Annotated in this window: 15 protein-coding genes; 13 read left to right on the top strand and 2 right to left on the bottom strand. The window is 66.1% G+C overall.

What is annotated here, in order from left to right:
• Positions 1-20 precede the first annotated feature (20 nt).
• Entirely contained in the window at positions 21-1,457 is a 1,437-nt protein-coding gene (locus JS531_RS04775) for a hemolysin family protein (protein WP_214313456.1), read from the top strand.
• 1 nt (position 1,458) lies between these two features.
• Positions 1,459-2,454, top strand: coding sequence for a GTPase Era (era, locus tag JS531_RS04770; RefSeq protein WP_214313454.1), 996 nt, complete (start codon positions 1,459-1,461; stop codon positions 2,452-2,454).
• 144 nt (positions 2,455-2,598) lie between these two features.
• Here era and JS531_RS04765 read toward each other — a convergent pair whose 3' ends face one another.
• Complete coding sequence (locus JS531_RS04765) at positions 2,599-4,143, bottom strand: hypothetical protein (RefSeq protein WP_214313447.1); 1,545 nt, start codon at positions 4,141-4,143, stop codon at positions 2,599-2,601.
• A 172-nt stretch (positions 4,144-4,315) separates the two neighbouring features.
• Positions 4,316-5,536 (bottom strand): NADP-dependent isocitrate dehydrogenase, encoded by a 1,221-nt coding sequence (locus JS531_RS04760; protein WP_214313439.1) that lies wholly within the window; start codon positions 5,534-5,536, stop codon positions 4,316-4,318.
• A 139-nt stretch (positions 5,537-5,675) separates the two neighbouring features.
• On the opposite strand from JS531_RS04760, the gene JS531_RS04755 reads away from it, so the two are divergent.
• The 11 genes from JS531_RS04755 (at position 5,676) to rlmN (ending at position 17,047) form a co-directional block, all read left to right on the top strand.
• Positions 5,676-6,803, top strand: coding sequence for a GuaB3 family IMP dehydrogenase-related protein (locus JS531_RS04755; protein ID WP_214313437.1), 1,128 nt, complete (start codon positions 5,676-5,678; stop codon positions 6,801-6,803).
• A 124-nt stretch (positions 6,804-6,927) separates the two neighbouring features.
• On the top strand, positions 6,928-7,428 hold the full coding sequence (locus JS531_RS04750; protein ID WP_214313436.1) for a hypothetical protein: 501 nt from the start codon (positions 6,928-6,930) through the stop codon (positions 7,426-7,428).
• Between the two features lie 64 nt (positions 7,429-7,492).
• Positions 7,493-9,592, top strand: a complete 2,100-nt coding sequence (locus JS531_RS04745; protein WP_214313434.1) for an AMP-dependent synthetase/ligase — start codon at positions 7,493-7,495, stop codon at positions 9,590-9,592.
• A 4-nt stretch (positions 9,593-9,596) separates the two neighbouring features.
• Positions 9,597-10,085: a peptide deformylase gene (gene def, locus JS531_RS04740; protein ID WP_214313432.1), complete on the top strand. Its 489-nt coding sequence runs from the start codon at positions 9,597-9,599 to the stop codon at positions 10,083-10,085.
• A gap of 290 nt (positions 10,086-10,375) precedes the next feature.
• Positions 10,376-11,188 carry a 30S ribosomal protein S2 gene (rpsB, locus tag JS531_RS04735; RefSeq protein WP_214313430.1) on the top strand — a complete coding sequence of 271 codons (813 nt, stop codon included), beginning with the start codon at positions 10,376-10,378 and terminating at the stop codon, positions 11,186-11,188.
• Between the two features lie 102 nt (positions 11,189-11,290).
• On the top strand, positions 11,291-12,142 hold the full coding sequence (gene tsf, locus JS531_RS04730; protein WP_214313428.1) for a translation elongation factor Ts: 852 nt from the start codon (positions 11,291-11,293) through the stop codon (positions 12,140-12,142).
• Between the two features lie 152 nt (positions 12,143-12,294).
• Positions 12,295-13,233, top strand: coding sequence for an aromatic amino acid DMT transporter YddG (gene yddG / locus JS531_RS04725; protein ID WP_214313426.1), 939 nt, complete (start codon positions 12,295-12,297; stop codon positions 13,231-13,233).
• Between the two features lie 109 nt (positions 13,234-13,342).
• Positions 13,343-14,092, top strand: coding sequence for a UMP kinase (gene pyrH, locus JS531_RS04720; protein WP_214313424.1), 750 nt, complete (start codon positions 13,343-13,345; stop codon positions 14,090-14,092).
• Positions 14,093-14,165: 73 nt separating this feature from the next.
• Positions 14,166-14,720: a ribosome recycling factor gene (gene frr / locus JS531_RS04715; protein ID WP_214313415.1), complete on the top strand. Its 555-nt coding sequence runs from the start codon at positions 14,166-14,168 to the stop codon at positions 14,718-14,720.
• A gap of 20 nt (positions 14,721-14,740) precedes the next feature.
• Positions 14,741-15,727: a phosphatidate cytidylyltransferase gene (locus tag JS531_RS04710; RefSeq protein ID WP_214313413.1), complete on the top strand. Its 987-nt coding sequence runs from the start codon at positions 14,741-14,743 to the stop codon at positions 15,725-15,727.
• 132 nt (positions 15,728-15,859) lie between these two features.
• Entirely contained in the window at positions 15,860-17,047 is a 1,188-nt protein-coding gene (gene rlmN, locus JS531_RS04705; RefSeq protein WP_214313411.1) for a 23S rRNA (adenine(2503)-C(2))-methyltransferase RlmN, read from the top strand.
• Positions 17,048-17,100 lie beyond the last annotated feature (53 nt).

Raw genomic sequence — 17,100 nt, 5'->3', positions numbered from 1 at the left:
GAAGGAAGAACGAACCCGATATGGAGTATTCCCAACCGACACTGATCGCCGTCAGCGCCGCGCTGACCGTCGTCGCCGCGCTGCTGGTATGGCTGTCGCTGTCCCTGGCCGCCGCCGAAGGGGCCGTGGGACGCGTGACCAGGGCGAGTCTGAACAACCTCATCCTCGAGGTGCAGACGGACGGCGACCTCACCCAATTCGCACGCATGAAGAAGATCGCGCGCATCCACCGGGTGCAGCGCCTCATCGCCAACCGCTACGCCGTGGCCGGTGCCTGCGCGTTCTTCCGCATCACCTGCAACGTGCTCGTCGGCGTGCTCGTCGCGATCGTCGCCTCCGTGTGGGGACTCGCCGTGTGGATCCAGATCGTCGCGGGCGTGGTCGTGGCGCTGGCCGTCGGCGTGGTCAGCGTGGCCGTGCGCCCGCGCGAGACCGGCGCCATCAAACCGGTCGACATCATGATCGAGCATTCGCGATTGGTCTCCGCCGCCACCCGGATCGCGCCGTTCACCCGCATCGGCGCCGCCCCCGACGGGCGCCGCCGCTCGCAGGACCTCTCCGACGAGGAGGAGCTGGAGAAGATCCAGCAGGAGCAGGGGCGCGCCACCATCGACCGGCTCGTCGAATCGAACGACTTCGACCCCGAAGTGTCCGAGATGCTGCGCAACGTGCTCACCCTGTCGGACACGCTCACCCGCGAGATCATGGTGCCGCGCACCGACATGATTTGCATCGAGAAGAACGCGACGCTCGAGGACATGCTCAAGCTGTGCTCCCGATCCGGATTCTCCCGCATCCCCGTGATCGGAGACGACGTGGACGACCTCATCGGCGTCGCCTATCTCAAGGATGCGGTGCGCGCCACCGCGTTCAACCCCGCCGCGACGACGCGTGAGGTGTCGTCCATCGTGCGGGACCCCATGCTCGTGCCGGAATCCAAGCCCGTGGACGACCTGTTCCACCAGATGCAGCGCTCCCGCCAGCATGTGGCCATCGTGGTCGACGAATACGGCGGCATCGCCGGGCTCGTCACCATCGAGGACGCCATCGAGCAGATCGTCGGCGAACTCGAGGACGAGCACGACCGCACGCAGCGCGAGGAGCCCGAGAGGATCGGCGACCGGAAATGGCGCATGCCCGCGCGTACGCCCATCGCGGACCTCGAGGAGTTGTTCGAGATCGACATCGACGAGGACGACGTCGACACCGTCTACGGCCTGCTCACCAAGCTGCTCGGACGCGTGCCCATCGTCGGAGCGTCCGCCGTGACGCGCGGGCTGCGGCTCACCGCCGTCGATTCCGCCGGACGTCGCAAGAAGGTCTCCACCATCGTCGTGGAGCCGGCCCACGTCGAGGGGCATGGGGAAGATGACAAGACGGACGAGAACGCGTCCGCCGGCGATGACGACGCCGCGCGCGACGGCCAGCACGGCGACCATGACAGCCACGAGGAGTGACATGACCGAACACGAGACCAATCCCAGCACCGACGCCCCCACCCCCGAGACCGGACGACCCTACCGTTCCGGATTCGTCGCGGTCGTGGGCAGGCCGAACGTCGGCAAATCCACGCTGATCAACGCGTTGATCGGCACGCAGATCGCCATCGCATCCTCCCGGCCCGAAACCACGCGCAAGGCCATCAGGGGCATCCTCACCACGCCCGATGCGCAGCTCGTGCTGGTCGACACCCCCGGCATCCACCGTCCCCGCACCCTGCTCGGACAGCGGCTCAACGACATCGTCGACGAAAGCCTCTCCGAAGTGGACGAGGTGGCGTTCCTGCTGCCCGCCGACCAGGAGATCGGTCCCGGCGACAGGCGCATCCTGTCCCGTCTGCGCTCCGATTTCGCCGTCAAGAAGGACGACGGCTCATGGTCCTGGAGGATTCCGCTGGTCGCCATCGTCACCAAGATCGACGAGCTGTCCCGCGAGCAGCTGGTCTCGAAGCTCATCGAGATCAACGAATTCGCCGACTTCTCCGACATCGTGCCGGTGAGCGCCCTCGCGCATGACAACCTCGACGAGGTGCGCAAGGTGCTCATCGAGCACACGCCCGAAGGACCGCAGATGTATCCGGAGGAGCAGATCACCGAGGAACGCCCCGAGGAGACCATCGCCGAACTCATCCGCGGCGCGTTCCTCGAACAGCTGGACGACGAGCTGCCGCATTCGCTCGCCGTCGTCGTGGACTCCATCGAATACCCGCAGGACAACGAATCCGGAGAGGCGTACGCGGGCAAGGCGGACGTGCACGTTTCCATCTATGTGGAACGCGATTCGCAGAAGCCGATCATCATCGGTCGTGGAGCATCGAATCTGACCGCCGTGAAGAAGAAGCTGCGCACGCCGGTGAACCGCATCGTCGGCCAGAAGGCCCGTCTCGACCTCCACGTCAAGGTCGCCAAGGGCTGGCAGTCGGATCCGAAGAAGCTCGAGCGCCTCGGCTTCTGACCGTTTTCCGCGGAGCCGCCGCAACCGGTTCGCGTCCGATGCGTTGCGCCCCCTGACCCGGCCGGGTCAGGGGGCGCAACGCATTCCGAAGGGGACTCGTGAGGGAATCCGCGATCCCGGAAGGAAGACCGCGGACCGTACTGGTCACAGGCCGGCGTCCGCGAGGGAGATGTAGCCGGGATTGATGAGCGCGGTCTTGAGGTTGGAGGCGCTCACCGCGAGCAGGTCGACGGAGACGGTGGGCGTGTTCTTCCCGTTCACCTTCGTGGTCGTCAGGAACTTCAGCCCCTTCCTCCAGCCGTTGCCGTCCACGGTGTTGAGCCTGAGGCACGTCTGCGCGGTATCCTCGGCCAACGTGGCGCGGTCCTCCAACGCGGTCATCCACTGCTGTCCAGCGACGATGCGGGGCATCGCATCGACGTAGGCGCCGTAGCCGGTCACGATGGGCCATTTTGCATCGTCGCCGGCGTCCTTCGAGCCGTCCGAAGCCGATGGTGCCTTGACGGGATCGGGCACCTTGCCGCGCACCAGATCCTTCCGGCCGGTGATGTTCTCCACGATTCCCGAGATGGTGATCTGCGGGTTGATGTCCGCGGCCGAACCGGTGTAGCCCAAGTCGGAGAGCTCGTCCACCACGCCCGAGGCGGTGTAGTCGTTCATCGCGATGATGCCGTCGATGCGGGTGGTCCCGGCTTTGGCGTCCGCGTCGTCCAATCCAAGCCGGCCGCGCAGTTCGGCGCGCACCGTGTCCTCCTTGCCGGACACGAACGCCACATCGCGCCAATCGTCGGCGGTGGTGTCGGAAGTGAGCGTGGAGGAGAGGCTGACCGCCTGTCCGGAGGCGAAGTAGGGGCCGAGCACGGACCAGACACCCTTGAACGCGGCCGCGGCGAACGCTTCGCCGCCGGTGACGGATCCGTCCGTCGCCGAGGTGTCGTCCGCTTCTCCGGACGTATCCGGCGAATAGGGGAGCAACACTTCGACGTATTTGGGGTTGTCCTTGCTGACCTTGTCCAATGCGAGCTTGTCGACGAGCTTGGTGGCCTGCACCTTGCCGATCGCCTCCGCGGTGGACATGCGCACGTAGGCGTCGGGGACGACTCCGGGAACCGTGTCCGACAGCATGACAACGTGCATGCCGTTCTCCTTGGCGAGCGACAGCGCGGACGTGAGACGGTCCGCCGCGGTTTCGTCGTCCGCGTCGTCCGTCGTCGCGTCCGATGCGCCGTCATGGCTGACGACGTCCCCGTACTGGCGTGTCGTGTCGTCCGGGTCCGTGACCGGGGCGACGACGATGGTCGTGTCGGAGGACGACGAGCCCGTCTTCGACGAGATGCGGTCGACCACATAGTCCTGGACGTCGCGGCTCTGCTCGTCCAGACTGTCCGCCGTGGAGGATGAGATGCTCTTCTTCGGGAAGGAGCGGTTCCGCAGCGCCTTCGTGAGTTCGGGGACGAAGGCCGTCCACTTGTTCAACGGCGTGTTGCCTGAGATGGTCACGCCGTCGGAAGGCGTGAAGATGGCGACCGAACCGGGGTCCGTCGTGGCGGTTCCGGTGCCTGCGCCCGTGGCGTCAGTGCCGCCGGCGGACGATGTGGAGGATGAGCATGCGCCGAGCGCGCACGTCATGGCGATGCATACCGCCGTGGCCGTCAGTCTACGGACGAGTGGTCCGCCGTGTGAAGTCATAGCCGTCCCTCCGATGCTGCAGGTGATGTCTGCTGACCGATTCTAATCGTTCCTTCCGGTCCGTCGAGACGGAAGGGCCGTCGTCATGTGGAATCCCCACACGGCGACGGCCCTCCCCTCCGGGTACCTCCAGGTACCTCCGGGACGTCAATCGGTCACGGGTCGTCCGGCGTCAGTCGTGCAGCGCCTTCGACAGGTTCTCATCCAGCGCGTCCATGAAGCCTTCGGTGTCGAGCCACGGCTGGTCGGGGCCGATGAGCATGGCCAGATCCTTGGTCATCTGCCCGCCCTCCACGGTGTCGACGATGACCTTCTCCAAGGTCTCGGCGAAATGACGCACCTCGGGCGTGCCGTCAAGGTCGGCGCGGTGCTTGAGACCGCCGGTCCATGCGAAGATCGAGGCGATCGGGTTGGTGGAGGTCTTCTCGCCCTTGAGCCAGCGGCGGTAGTGGCGGGTCACGGTGCCGTGGGCGGCTTCGGCCTCGACGGTCTGCCCGTCGGGGGTCATGAGCACGGAGGTCATCAGGCCCAGCGAGCCGAAGCCCTGCGCCACGGAATCGGACTGCACGTCGCCGTCGTAGTTCTTGCAGGCCCAGATGTAGCCGCCATGCCACTTGAGGGAGCTGGCGACCATGTCGTCGATGAGGCGGTGCTCGTAGGTCAGGCCCTCGGCCTCGAAGCGCTCCTTGTATTCGGTCTCATACACCTCGGCGAAGATGTCCTTGAACTGGCCGTCATACGCCTTGAGGATGGTGTTCTTGGTGGACAGGTACACGGGGTAGTGGCGCTTGAGGCCGTAGTTGAAGCATGCGCGCGCGAATCCGCGGATGGAGTCGTTGACGTTGTACTGCACCTGGGCCACGCCGCCGTCCTCGCCGTAGTCGTAGACCACATGCTCGATGGGCTCGGATCCGTCGGCGGGGGTGAAGGTGACCGTCAGACGTCCGGCTCCCGGCACCTTGAAGTCGGTGGCCTTGTACTGGTCGCCGAAGGCGTGGCGTGCCACGACGATCGGCTTGGTCCAGCCGGGGACCAGGCGCGGCACGTTGCTCATCACGATCGGCTCGCGGAAGATGGTGCCGCCGAGGATGTTGCGGATCGTGCCATTGGGGGACTTCCACATCCTCTTGAGGCCGAACTCCTTGACGCGGGCCTCGTCGGGGGTGATGGTGGCGCACTTGACGCCCACATGCTCACGCTTGATGGCGTTGGCCGCGTCGATGGTGACCTGGTCGTCGGTGGCGTCACGGTTCTCGATGCCCAAATCGTAGTAGTCGAGATTCACGTCGAGGTACGGCAGGATGAGACGGTCCTTGATATCCTTCCAGATGACGCGCGTCATCTCGTCGCCGTCGAGTTCGACGACGGTGCCTTCGACCTTGATTTTGGCCATGTTTCCTCCTGACGGATGCTGTTGGAACGTGACCATTGTTAGCGCATGAATGTAACGCCGGACCCACGGGGTCGATTATGTGAGACGCGGCGCCTCCCGTGCGCCCGTCCTGTCATATCCGGGCATTAGTCTCGAAACCATGTCTCAGGAAATTGAAATCGGTTTGGGCAAGAAGGGCCGTCTGGCCTACTCGCTGGACGATGTCTCCATCGTCCCCTCCCGCAGGACGCGCGACCCCCAGGACGTCTCCACCTCCTGGCAGGTGGACGCCTATGAGTTCGACGTGCCGGTCATCGGCGCCCCGATGGATTCGGTGACGAGCCCCGCCACCGCCATTGCCATGGGCCGGCTCGGCGCGCTCGGCGTGCTCGATCTGGAGGGTCTGTGGACCCGCTACGACGACCCGACTCCGCTGTTGGAGGAGATCGCCGAGCTTCCCGAGGACCGCGCCACCGCCCGCATCCAGGAGATCTACGCCGAGCCGATCAAGCCGGAGCTCATCACGAAGCGCCTGCATGAGATCCGCGACGCCGGCGTCACCGTCGCCGGCGCGCTTTCGCCGCAGCGTACGCAGCAGTTCTACTCCACCGTGGTGGAGGCCGGTGTGGACCTGTTCGTGATCCGCGGCACCGTCGTCTCCGCCGAACATGTCTCCCAGGACCATGAACCGCTGAACCTCAAGCAGTTCATCTACGACCTCGACGTGCCCGTCATCGTGGGCGGCGCGGCCAACTACACCGCGGCCCTGCACCTGATGCGCACCGGCGCGGCCGGCGTGCTCGTCGGCTTCGGCGGCGGCGCGGTCTCCGCCACCCGCCGCACCATCGGCGTCGAGGCGCCGATGGCCACCGCCATCGCCGACGTGGCCGAGGCCCGTCGCGACTACATGGACGAGTCCGGCGGACGATACGTCCAGGTCATCGCCGACGGCGGCATGGGCGATTCCGGCAGCTTCGTCAAGGCCCTGGCGCTCGGCGCGGACGCCGTCATGCTCGGAGCCCCGCTCGCCCGCGCGGAGGAGGCCCCCGGCAAGGGCAAGCATTGGGGCGCCGAGGCGCGACACCAGACGCTGCCGCGCGGCTTCCGCACGGACGTCGGCACCGTGGCCCCGCTCAAGCAGATCCTGTTCGGACCGAGCCACACCGCTGACGGCACCACCAACTTCATCGGCGCGCTGCGCCGCGCCATGGCGTCCACCGGCTACGTGGACGTGAAGAACTTCCAGCGCTGCGGCGTGGTCGTCACGCCGTACGGTGGACAGCGCTGAGGGTTATCCACAGGCCCATCCACATCCATGCACCATGCGCCCCGCGGCATTGACGCGGGGCGCATCCGTATGGTGTGCTGGTCCTCTACCGGCCTCGACGGCGAGGCCCGGACAAGGAGGACATATGAGAGGTTGCGGGGAGACGATCGAAGGGACCGTCCGAGAGTCATGCCGGCAGCCGAACTCGCGCGACGGGTTCATCCAGGTGGAGCTGTCCGCCGAGCCGGTGCCATACCATATCATCACCACGTTCGACGAATGCCCCGACGAGGGCGAATGCCATGCGCTGGCGCTCTCCTCGTGCCGGGTGGCGTGCCTGTCGCTGGATGTCGTCCGTGGGCAGATCGCCTCGTCGACGCTGCGGAAGGCGTTGACCGCGCCCTGCCTCAGACGGCTCGAGACCTTCTCATACCTCATGCGTACGAGGATGGAGCGCGACGAGGAGCTGCGGATGATGCTCAAGTACCTGCCGTCCATACCCCACTCGGTCACCGGCATGCTGGTGGGGCCAACCACGTTCGAAGTGGCCGTGCACCTGACGGTGGGGCGCACCACGTTCTGGACGAACCTCAAGCTCGTCTACATCGGATGCCGGTGGATGTGCTCGGTGGCGGACCTCGGGTGAGCCCCTCCGCACGGGACGCGACGCGGGATGACGGCGGACAGGGCAGTGGGTATAGTCTGGGACTATGTTGCGTGAATTTGTTTCCGAACCCGAATACGTGACCACCGACGACGACACGATATTCTCGCTGCTCGCCGACCGCGCCTCAAGCGCTCCCGACGACGAGATCGCAGAATACCAGGACGCCGGCCGCGTCTGGCACACGGTCACCGCATCGGCCATGCTCGCCCGGGTGCGTGAGGTCGCCAAGGGGCTGCTCGGCCTGGGCGTGCGCCCGGGCACGATGGTCGCCATCTACTCCGCCACCTGCTACGAGTGGGGCGTCACGGACTTCGCATGCGCCGCCATCGGCGCGGTGAGCGTGCCCATCTACGAGACGGACTCGGCCAGGCAGGCGACGTCGATCATCGCGGACACCTCGCCCCTCATCGCGTTCGCCGGCGACCACCTGCACGCGCAGACGCTCGAACAGGTGCGTGCGTCGGTGAAGGGGCTCGAATACGTGTTCAACTTCAAGGCGGACGGGCTCGACGCCGTCGCCGATTTCGGCGCCCACGTGACCGACGAGGAGCTCGACGCCGCCATCAAGCGGGTGAAGGCGGACGACATGACCACCATCGTCTACACCTCCGGCTCCACCGGCAAGCCGAAGGGCGCGATGCTGTCCAACCGCAACTTCACGCATATCGTGAAGAACGGCTACATCATCCTCGAGGACATGCTGTACACGTCGAACCGGCTGCTGCTGTTCCTGCCGCTGGCGCACTGTTTCGCCCGGTACATCCAATACGTGGCGATCGGCGGGCACGGCGTCGTCGGCTACATCCCGGGTGCGAAGCATCTGCTCGCGGACATCCGCTCGTTCAAGCCGACGTATCTGCTCGGCGTGCCCCGCGTGTTCGAGAAGGTCTACAACGCCGCATCCCAGAAGGCCGGCAACGGCATCGCCGGCCGCATCTTCGCCGCGGCGTACAGGCATTTCGTGCAGTGGTCCCGCGACGAACAAGACGGGAAGCGCCATTCGCCGGCCGCACGCATCCAGCACGCGTTCTTCATGAGCACGGTCGGCAAGTCGGTCCGTTCCGCGCTCGGCCCGAATCTGGCATGGCTGGCATGCGGCGGCGCGCCGCTCAACCCGGACCTCGCCCACTTCTTCAACGGCATGGACGGCATCACGTTCATCCAGGGCTACGGCATGACCGAGACCGCCGCCCCCATGCTCGTCAACTGGCAGGACGACAACAAGGTCGGCTCCGTCGGCAAGCCCGGTCCCGGCATGGGCGTGAAGCAGGGGGAGGACGGCGAACTGCTGCTCACCGGACCGAACGTGTTCCTCGGATACTACCGGCAGCCGGAGCTCACCGCCGAGACCAAGACGGCGGACGGCTGGATCCACACCGGGGATCTCGGCACCATCGACGACGACGGTTTCGTCACCATCACCGGGCGCAAGAAGGACATCATCATCACCGCGGGCGGCAAGAACGTCAGCCCCGCGCCGATGGAGGAGACCATCGCCACCTGCCCCATCGTGGCGCACGCCGTGGTGGTCGGCGACGGCAAGCCGTTCATCGCCGCGCTCATCGAACTCGATCCGGAGATGACGCGCACCTGGCTCGCCTCGCAGGGGCTCGACCCCGACGCCCCCATGGACGAGGTGTCGAGGAACGACGCCGTGCGCGCATTCATCCAGCAGTACGTCGACCAGGCGAACGCTAACGTCTCCAGGGCCGAATCGGTGCGCAAGTTCGTGGTGCTGGACGAGGAGTTCAGCCAGGACGCCGGCACGCTCACGCCGAGCCTCAAGGTGGTGCGTCCGAAGGTGCTCGCGCGGTACGCGGACATCATCGACAACGACATCTACACGCCCAAGGGACCGTCGAAGCCGCTGCCCGCCACCGTGCGCATCCTCGACAGGACCACGGAATCGGTCAAGCGCACGGCCGAGACCGTCAAGCAGGCCTCCGAGAGCGTCAACCCCAAAGCGTTGAGGTCCGCCTACGAGCAGGCCCGGGAGAACGTGTCGGATTCCATTGCTAGCGTATCCGAGAAGATCAAACGGCAGGAGGAACAGGGGGACGCCGCCGAGGCCGGCCGCGGACAGGCGGACGACGCACGGGATGACGGCGCCCACGCTCCGAACGCCGACGACAAGGAGGAGTGAGACCGTGGCCATCCGTGAGATTCGCATCGTTCCCGACCCCGTGCTGCGCACGCCGTGCGACGAGATCCGGGAGATCACGCCCGCGGTCCGCCGCTTGGTGGACGACCTGCTCGAGACCGTCAACGACCCCGGAAGGGCGGGCCTGTCCGCCAACCAGATCGGAGTGAGCCTCAGGGCGTTCTCCTACAACATCGACGGAAAGATCGGCTACATCCTCAACCCCATGTTGGAGGAGACCCGCGGCGAGCAGTACGGCGACGAGGGATGCCTGTCCGTGCCGGGACTGTGGTACAAGACGCGCCGCGCCGACTACGCCCGCGTGCGCGGCATCGACCTGGACGGCAAGGAGATCGTGCTCGAAGGCGACGGCCTGATGGGCCGCATGCTCCAGCACGAGACCGACCATCTCGACGGCCATGTCTATCTGGACCGTCTCGAGAAGGCGGAACGCCGGGCCGCGCTGAAGTACATGCGGGAGCATCAGCCCGCCTGAACCATGCGGCCGTGAATCCGGCCTTTCCGATTCGCAGGCGTCGGTTCCCCGGGAAGGGGAGCCGACGCCTTTTCCATAGGCCGTGATAGCCTGACTGTTTGTGCGCCAACCGGCGTGGGACGGAGTCGCAGCCGTTCCGGGCCACCCAATATCGTCAACCGGCGTGCAACGAATTCGCGTCATGTCCGCGACGGCCCGTGTCGGTCGGCCCGAACCTGTGGCGACACAGGCGAAGGCTGCACTCGGGTGCGCATGACCAGGCAATAACCGACAGAAAGGTAAGTATTACCATGGCTCAGATCACGATGAGCGAAATGCTGAAGGCCGGCCTGCACTTCGGCCACCAGACCCGCCGCTGGAACCCGAAGATGAAGCAGTACATCCTCACCCAGCGCAACGGCATCCACATCATCAACCTGTTCAAGTCGCTCGAGCTGATCGACAAGGCGTACGACTTCATCAAGACCACCGTGGCCCACAACGGCACCGTGCTCTTCGTCGGCACCAAGAAGCAGGCCCAGGAGGCCGTCTCCGCCCAGGCCACCCGCGTGAACATGCCGTACGTCTCCGAGCGTTGGCTCGGCGGCATGCTGACCAACTTCCAGACCGTCTCCAAGCGCGTCAGCCGCCTCAAGGAGCTCGAGGAGATGGACTTCTCCGACGTGCACGGCTCCGGCCTGACCAAGAAGGAGCTGCTGCTCCTCGAGCGCGAGAAGGACAAGCTGGAGAAGCAGCTCGGCGGCATCCGCAACATGGGCCGCACCCCGTCCGCGATGTTCGTGGTCGACATCAACAAGGAGGCGCTGGCCGTCGAGGAAGCCCACAAGCTGGGCATCCCGGTCGTCGCCATCGTCGACACCAACACCGACCCGGAGTCCGTCGACTACCCGATTCCGGCCAACGATGACGCCATCCGCGGCATCGAGCTGCTGACCACCCTCATGGCCGACGCCGTCGCCGATGGCCTCATCGAGCGTTCCGGCAAGGCCGCCAAGGAGGAGGGTGCCTCCGAGCAGCCGATGGCCGCTTGGGAGAAGGACCTCCTGGAGAATCAGGAAGCCGCTCCGGCCGAATCCGCCGAAGGCGAAGCCAAGGCCGAGTGACCCGCTAGGGTCCACCTGACGCTAGGATTGGAGGTGCAGCAAGGATTGCACCTCCTTTCCTAGGGGACAACAATCGAGTTTCATCTCAAGGAGACAAGTTTCATGGCAGCTATTACCGCCGCTCTGATCAAGCAGGTCCGCGAGGACACCGGCGCCGGCATGCTCGACGTCAAGAAGGCCCTGACCGAGGCCGAAGGCGACGTCGCCCGCGCCAAGGAGATCATCCGCGCCAAGGGCATCGCCGCCGCCGGCAAGCGCGAGGGCCGCAAGGCCCAGGAAGGCACCATCGCCTCCAAGGTCGTCGAAGGCGCCAACGGCGAGACCGGCTACGCGGTCGAGCTGAACTCCGAGACCGACTTCGTGGCCAAGACCCCGAAGTTCGTCGAATTCGCCGACACCATCCTCGGCTACGCCGTCGCCGCCGACGCGAACAACGCCGACGAGCTGCTGGCCGCCAAGGCCGGTGACGAGACCGTCAAGGAGGCCATCGAGGAGGCCGCCGCCCTGTTCGGCGAGCACGTCAAGGTCGGCCAGTTCGCGAAGATCTCCGGCGAGCACGTCGAGATCTACGCCCACAAGAAGTCCGCCGAGATGCCGCCGAGCATCGTCGCGATGATCGCCACCGACAAGGCCGGCGCCGCCGTCGCCCACGAGGCCGCGCTGCAGATTTCCGCGATGAGCGCCAAGTGGCTCACCCGCGAGGACGTCCCGGCCGAGGTCGTCGAGTCCGAGCGTCGCGTCGCCACCGAGAAGTCCCTCGCCGAGGGCAAGCCGGAGAAGATCGTCCCGAAGATCGTCGAAGGCCGTCTGAACGCCTTCTTCAAGGAGGTCGTCCTGCTCGAGCAGCCGTTCGTCAAGGATCCGTCCAAGACCGTCGGCAAGCTGTTCGAAGAGGTCGGCGGCAAGGCCCTGGCCTTCGCCCGCGTCGAGGTCGGCAAGGGCGACGAGGACTGATTCCCCTCTAAGCCAGCCGTCCGGTGAATGACGGTTGTCGATGGCCGTGCACCCCTGTCAATCGACCGGGGTGCACGGCCATCGTCGTTGCTGCGAAGGTATGGGGGACGTATGGGACACATGGAACGGAGCCGACGGAGGGGAAGACGAACATGAACGGACCGATGAACGACGGGGGAGCGCGTCCGAAACACGTTCCCGCCACGCGCGCCACGGCGGTGGGACTCGCCGCGATTCTGCTGTGGAGCATGATGACCGCGCTCGTGCGCATCGTCGCCGAGGCGTTCGGCGCCACACTGGGATCCGCTCTGATCTATACCACCGGCGTCGTGCTGCTGCTCGTGTTCCACAGGCCTGCGCCGCTCAGGTCATATCCGAAGAGATACCTCATGATCGGCGGCATACTGTTCGTCTTCTACGAGTCCTCGATCTCCCTGTCCATCGGGCTCGCGTCCGACGCCGCGCAATCGGTGGAGGTGAGCCTCGTCAACTATCTGTGGCCGACGATGATGGTGCTGCTCGCCGCCGGCTTCGCTCGACCCAGCGCCAAAGGCGCCGTATGGCGGGCCCTGCCCGGGGCCGTCGTCGCCACGTTCGGCGTCGCCTTGGCGGTCGGCGGCAACAGCGGACTTGACCCGTCCGCGACCGTCGGGCACATTGCGGCCAACCCGCTGCCGTACCTGCTGGCGTTCCTCGGCGCGTTCGCATGGTCCGTGTACGCGGTCGCCACCCCGTCCATGTCCGGAGGACTCGACGGCACATCGGTGTTTTTCCCGGGCGTCGCCGTCGCGTTGTGGATCATCCATTTCGTCTCCGGCGAAGGCATGCCCGCAGCCATGCCGGGAATCGTCGATTGGCTCGCCGTCCTCGGCTGCGCGGCCGTCATCGCCGGCGGCTACGCATGTTGGGGATACGGCATCCTGCATGGCAGCCTCAACACGCTCGCCGTCGCCTCCTACGCCACACCCGTGCTCTCGGTGGCGGCCAGCGCGCTGATGCTGGGACTTTCGCTGTCCCTGCCGTTCTGGTGCGGCACGCTGCTCGTCGTGGCGGGATCGGTGCTCAACTGGTGGGCGTCGCATCGCCGGTGACGGCTCGCGGAACGTCTGTCGCGAATCCCGGATAACCTGTTAGACGGTAATTTTCGTGGGACACCCCGGCCATGGACGCCGAGGGGCCCTAGGACGAAAGGCGAAACGTATGACTGGCAACGAGGCAAAGGACAAACCGCGCAGGGTGCTGCTCAAGCTTTCCGGCGAGGCGTTCGGGGGTGGCAAGGTCGGTATCGACCCGCACGTGGTGCGTCGCATCGCCGAGGAGATCGTCCCCGCGGTCGAGCAGGGCGTGCAGGTCGCCATCGTCACCGGCGGCGGCAACTTCTTCCGCGGCGCCGAACTCCAGCAGGCCGGCATCGACCGTTCCCGCGGCGACTACATGGGCATGCTCGGCACCGTGATGAACTGCCTCGCGCTGCAGGACTTCCTCGAGCAGGAAGGCCAGGCCACCCGCGTGCAGACCGCCATCACGATGGGTCAGGTGGCCGAGCCGTACATCCCGCTCAAGGCCATCCGCCATCTCGAGAAGGGCCGCGTGGTCATCTTCGGCGCCGGCGCCGGCATGCCGTACTTCTCCACCGACACCGTGTCCATCCAGCGCTCCCTGGAGATCCACTGCGACGAGGTCGTCATGGGCAAGAACGGCGTCGACGGCGTGTACACCGCCGACCCGCGCAAGGACCCGAACGCCAAGCGCTTCGAGACCCTGAGCTACAACCGCGCCCTCGTCGACAACCTCGCCGTGATGGACGCCTCCGCCCTGTCCATGGCGCGCGACAACAAGAAGCGCATCCGCGTCTTCGGACTCGAGGAGCCGGGCAACGTCACCCGCGCCCTGCTCGGCGAGGAGATCGGCACGCTCGTGTCCACCGCCGAATCGCGCGTGGCGGACTGAGCCGACCCGATCCGCACCATCTACAATCGAAACCGAAACCGTTCACGGACGAACCACCAAAGGAGAACCAACAATGGCAAACGTCATCGATCAGGCCAAGGAACAGATGGCCAAGACGGTGGAGAACACCAAGGAGAACTTCGCGGGCATCCGCACCGGCCGCGCCAACCCGGCGCTGCTCAACGGCATCGTGGTGGACTACTACGGCGCTCCCACCCCCATCAAGGCCGTCGCCTCCATCGGCGTCCCGGAGCCGCGCACCCTGTCCGTCACCCCGTTCGACGCCTCCCAGGCCGCCGCCGTCGAGAAGGCCATCCGCAACTCCGATCTGGGCGTCAGCCCGAACCGCGACGGCAACGTCATCCGCCTGACCATGCCGGAGCTGACCGAGGAACGCCGCAAGGAGTACGTCAAGCTCGCCAAGGGCAAGGCCGAGGACGGCAAGGTCGCGGTGCGCAACATCCGCCGCAAGACCAAGGAAGGCATCGACAAGGCCGTCAAGGACGGCGACATGGGCGAGGACGAGGGCGACCGCCTGCTCAAGGACCTCGACAAGGTCACCAAGTCCGTCACCGACGAAATCGACGCCCTGCTCGAGACCAAGCAGAAGGAGATCATGGAGGTCTGACCGACCCTCCTCGAACGACTATGGAACGCAACGAACAACTCCACGAAGAGGCCGAGGTCGCTCTCGACGAGATCAACAAGAAGACCGGCCGCAACATGCCCCAGGCGATCGGCACGGCCGTTCTGCTCATCGCGGTCATTCTCGCCGCATTGCTCATCGACATCGACCTCTTCGTGGCGTTGGTCGTCGTGTTCATGCTGCTGGCCCTGTGGGAGCTGCGCGTGGACTTCGCCACGGTGGGGCTGCACATCCCCGTGGTCATGCTGTGGCTGTGCTCGACGGCGACGCTGTTCGCCACGTACTACGCGCCGCTGCACGTGGTCGCCATGGCGTTGTGCGTGATGGCGTCCATCATGCTCGTCGCCGTCACCGCCACCGCGAAGATGAGCTTCGGCAACCGTCTGTCGCTCGCCGTCGCCGCCAAGCTCTCCAGCACCGAGGCCGGCGCCCGTCTCGAATCCTCGTTCAACCACGACGGGGGAGAGCAGCATCACTCCCGGCTGAGCCACGTCGCCGTGTCCGTGCTCACCGTGCTGTACATCCCGCTGCTCGCCTGCTGCATCATCATCCCGTTGACCTTCCACGGACACCCGGTGGCTCATGCGATCATGCTCGTGTTCCTGCCCGCCCTGTCCGACACCGGCGGTCTGTTCGCCGGTGCATGGCTCGGCAGGCACAAGCTTTCGCCGCGCATCTCCCCGAAGAAGAGCTGGGAGGGGCTGGCGGGATCCGTCCTCTTCGCGATGGCCGGCGCCTTCGCCGTCATGTTCAGCACGTACACGTCCGACGTGTGGGCCTCCAAGTGGTGGGTCCCGGTCCTCTCCGGCGTGCTCGTCGGCGTGGTGGGCACCTTCGGCGACCTGTGCGCCTCGATGATCAAACGAGATCTCGGCATCAAGGACATGGGACATCTGCTCAAGGGGCACGGTGGCGTCATGGACCGCGTCGACTCCATCCTCATGGCGGCGCCGTTCACCTGCATCCTCATGTGGTTCACCGGACTGTGACGACGATCCCATGAACACCGCATCGCACGGGCCGGGCCGATTGCACCATGCATCGCCCGGCCTTCGCGATGGAAGGGCCGTGCGGTCCCATACCGCACCAGACAACGACATGACATCGAAGGAAAGCCGCAGATGGTCGACCAGCATCAGGACATCCCGGAAACCGGCATCACCCCCGGAGGCACCACAGGCGCGTTCCGTGACGTGCTCTCCAAGGACCACGCCCGTCGCGGCAAGCCACCGCTGCACTTCGCCGACATGACGGACGAGGAGCGCGTCGCGAAGGCGAAGGAGCTCGGCATGCCGAAGTTCCGCGTCAAGCAGCTCGCCAACCACTACTACGGCCACTTCGACGTCAACGCCGCCGAATTCACCGACTTCCCCGCCGCCAAGCGCGACGAGGCCGCCGCCGCGTTCTTCCCCGAGCTCATCCACGAGGTCACCCGTCAGGTCGCCGACGAAGGCACCACCATCAAGACCCTGTGGCGGCTGTTCGACGGCTCCCACATCGAATCCGTGCTCATGCGCTACCCGACCCGCACCACTCTGTGCATCTCCAGCCAGGTCGGTTGCGGCATGGGATGCCCGTTCTGCGCCACCGGCAAGCTGGGACTGACGCGCAACATGTCCGCCGGCGAGATTCTCGAACAGGTGCGTGTCGCCGCCCGTATGATGCGCGACGGCGAGGTCGCAGGCGGCCCCGGCAGGCTCAGCAACATCGTGTTCATGGGCATGGGTGAGCCGATGGGCAACTACCGATCCGTGCTGTCCGCCGTACGCCAGATCTCCGCGATGCCGCCGGAGGGCTTCGGCATCTCCGCGCGCAACATCACCGTGTCCACCGTCGGCGTCGTCCCCGGCATCAGGAAACTCGCCGCCGAAGGCATCCCCGTCCGTCTCGCCGTCTCCCTGCACGCGCCGAGCGACGAGCTGCGCGACGAGCTCGTGCCGATGAACAAGCGTTTCGACACCACGCAGGTGCTCGATGCCGCTCACGACTACTTCCTCGCCTCCAAGCGCCGCGTCAGCATCGAATACGCGCTGATGCGCGGCATCAACGACCAGGCCGAGCACGCACGCCTGCTCGCCAAACGCATCAACCATTACGGCGACAACTGGGCGCACGTCAACCCGATTCCGCTCAACCCGATCGAAGGCTCCCGCTGGACCGCCTCCAAGCCGGAGGACGAGGCCCGGTTCCTGGAGATCCTGCACGCCGCCGGCATCACCGCCACGTTGCGTGACACCCGCGGCCAGGACATCGACGGCGCCTGCGGACAGCTCGCCGCCAAGACCCGGGAGGCGTTCGGCAAGGCGTGACGGCCGCCTCCCGGAGAAATGAGACGGCGGACGTCCGTGCGACATGCCGTCGG

Source organism: Bifidobacterium sp. CP2 (assembly GCF_018555635.1).
GTDB classification, from domain to species: Bacteria; Actinomycetota; Actinomycetes; order Actinomycetales; family Bifidobacteriaceae; genus Bifidobacterium; species Bifidobacterium saguinibicoloris.
The sequence above is the reverse complement of the archived record's forward strand: the minus strand, read 5'-3'. Positions and strand labels throughout refer to the sequence as shown.

What these genes read in the sequence shown, in the direction of transcription:
- JS531_RS04775 (WP_214313456.1), top strand. Translation starts at nt 21, where the DNA reads ATGGAGTATTCCCAACCGACACTGATCGCCGTCAGCGCCGCGCTGACC.
- JS531_RS04760 (WP_214313439.1), bottom strand. Translation starts at nt 5,536, where the DNA reads ATGGCCAAAATCAAGGTCGAAGGCACCGTCGTCGAACTCGACGGCGAC.
- yddG (WP_214313426.1), top strand. Translation starts at nt 12,295, where the DNA reads ATGAACGGACCGATGAACGACGGGGGAGCGCGTCCGAAACACGTTCCC.
- pyrH (WP_214313424.1), top strand. Translation starts at nt 13,343, where the DNA reads ATGACTGGCAACGAGGCAAAGGACAAACCGCGCAGGGTGCTGCTCAAG.
- JS531_RS04765 (WP_214313447.1), bottom strand. Translation starts at nt 4,143, where the DNA reads ATGACTTCACACGGCGGACCACTCGTCCGTAGACTGACGGCCACGGCG.
- JS531_RS04750 (WP_214313436.1), top strand. Translation starts at nt 6,928, where the DNA reads ATGAGAGGTTGCGGGGAGACGATCGAAGGGACCGTCCGAGAGTCATGC.
- tsf (WP_214313428.1), top strand. Translation starts at nt 11,291, where the DNA reads ATGGCAGCTATTACCGCCGCTCTGATCAAGCAGGTCCGCGAGGACACC.
- rpsB (WP_214313430.1), top strand. Translation starts at nt 10,376, where the DNA reads ATGGCTCAGATCACGATGAGCGAAATGCTGAAGGCCGGCCTGCACTTC.
- era (WP_214313454.1), top strand. Translation starts at nt 1,459, where the DNA reads ATGACCGAACACGAGACCAATCCCAGCACCGACGCCCCCACCCCCGAG.
- JS531_RS04710 (WP_214313413.1), top strand. Translation starts at nt 14,741, where the DNA reads ATGGAACGCAACGAACAACTCCACGAAGAGGCCGAGGTCGCTCTCGAC.
- JS531_RS04755 (WP_214313437.1), top strand. Translation starts at nt 5,676, where the DNA reads ATGTCTCAGGAAATTGAAATCGGTTTGGGCAAGAAGGGCCGTCTGGCC.
- frr (WP_214313415.1), top strand. Translation starts at nt 14,166, where the DNA reads ATGGCAAACGTCATCGATCAGGCCAAGGAACAGATGGCCAAGACGGTG.
- rlmN (WP_214313411.1), top strand. Translation starts at nt 15,860, where the DNA reads ATGGTCGACCAGCATCAGGACATCCCGGAAACCGGCATCACCCCCGGA.
- JS531_RS04745 (WP_214313434.1), top strand. Translation starts at nt 7,493, where the DNA reads ATGTTGCGTGAATTTGTTTCCGAACCCGAATACGTGACCACCGACGAC.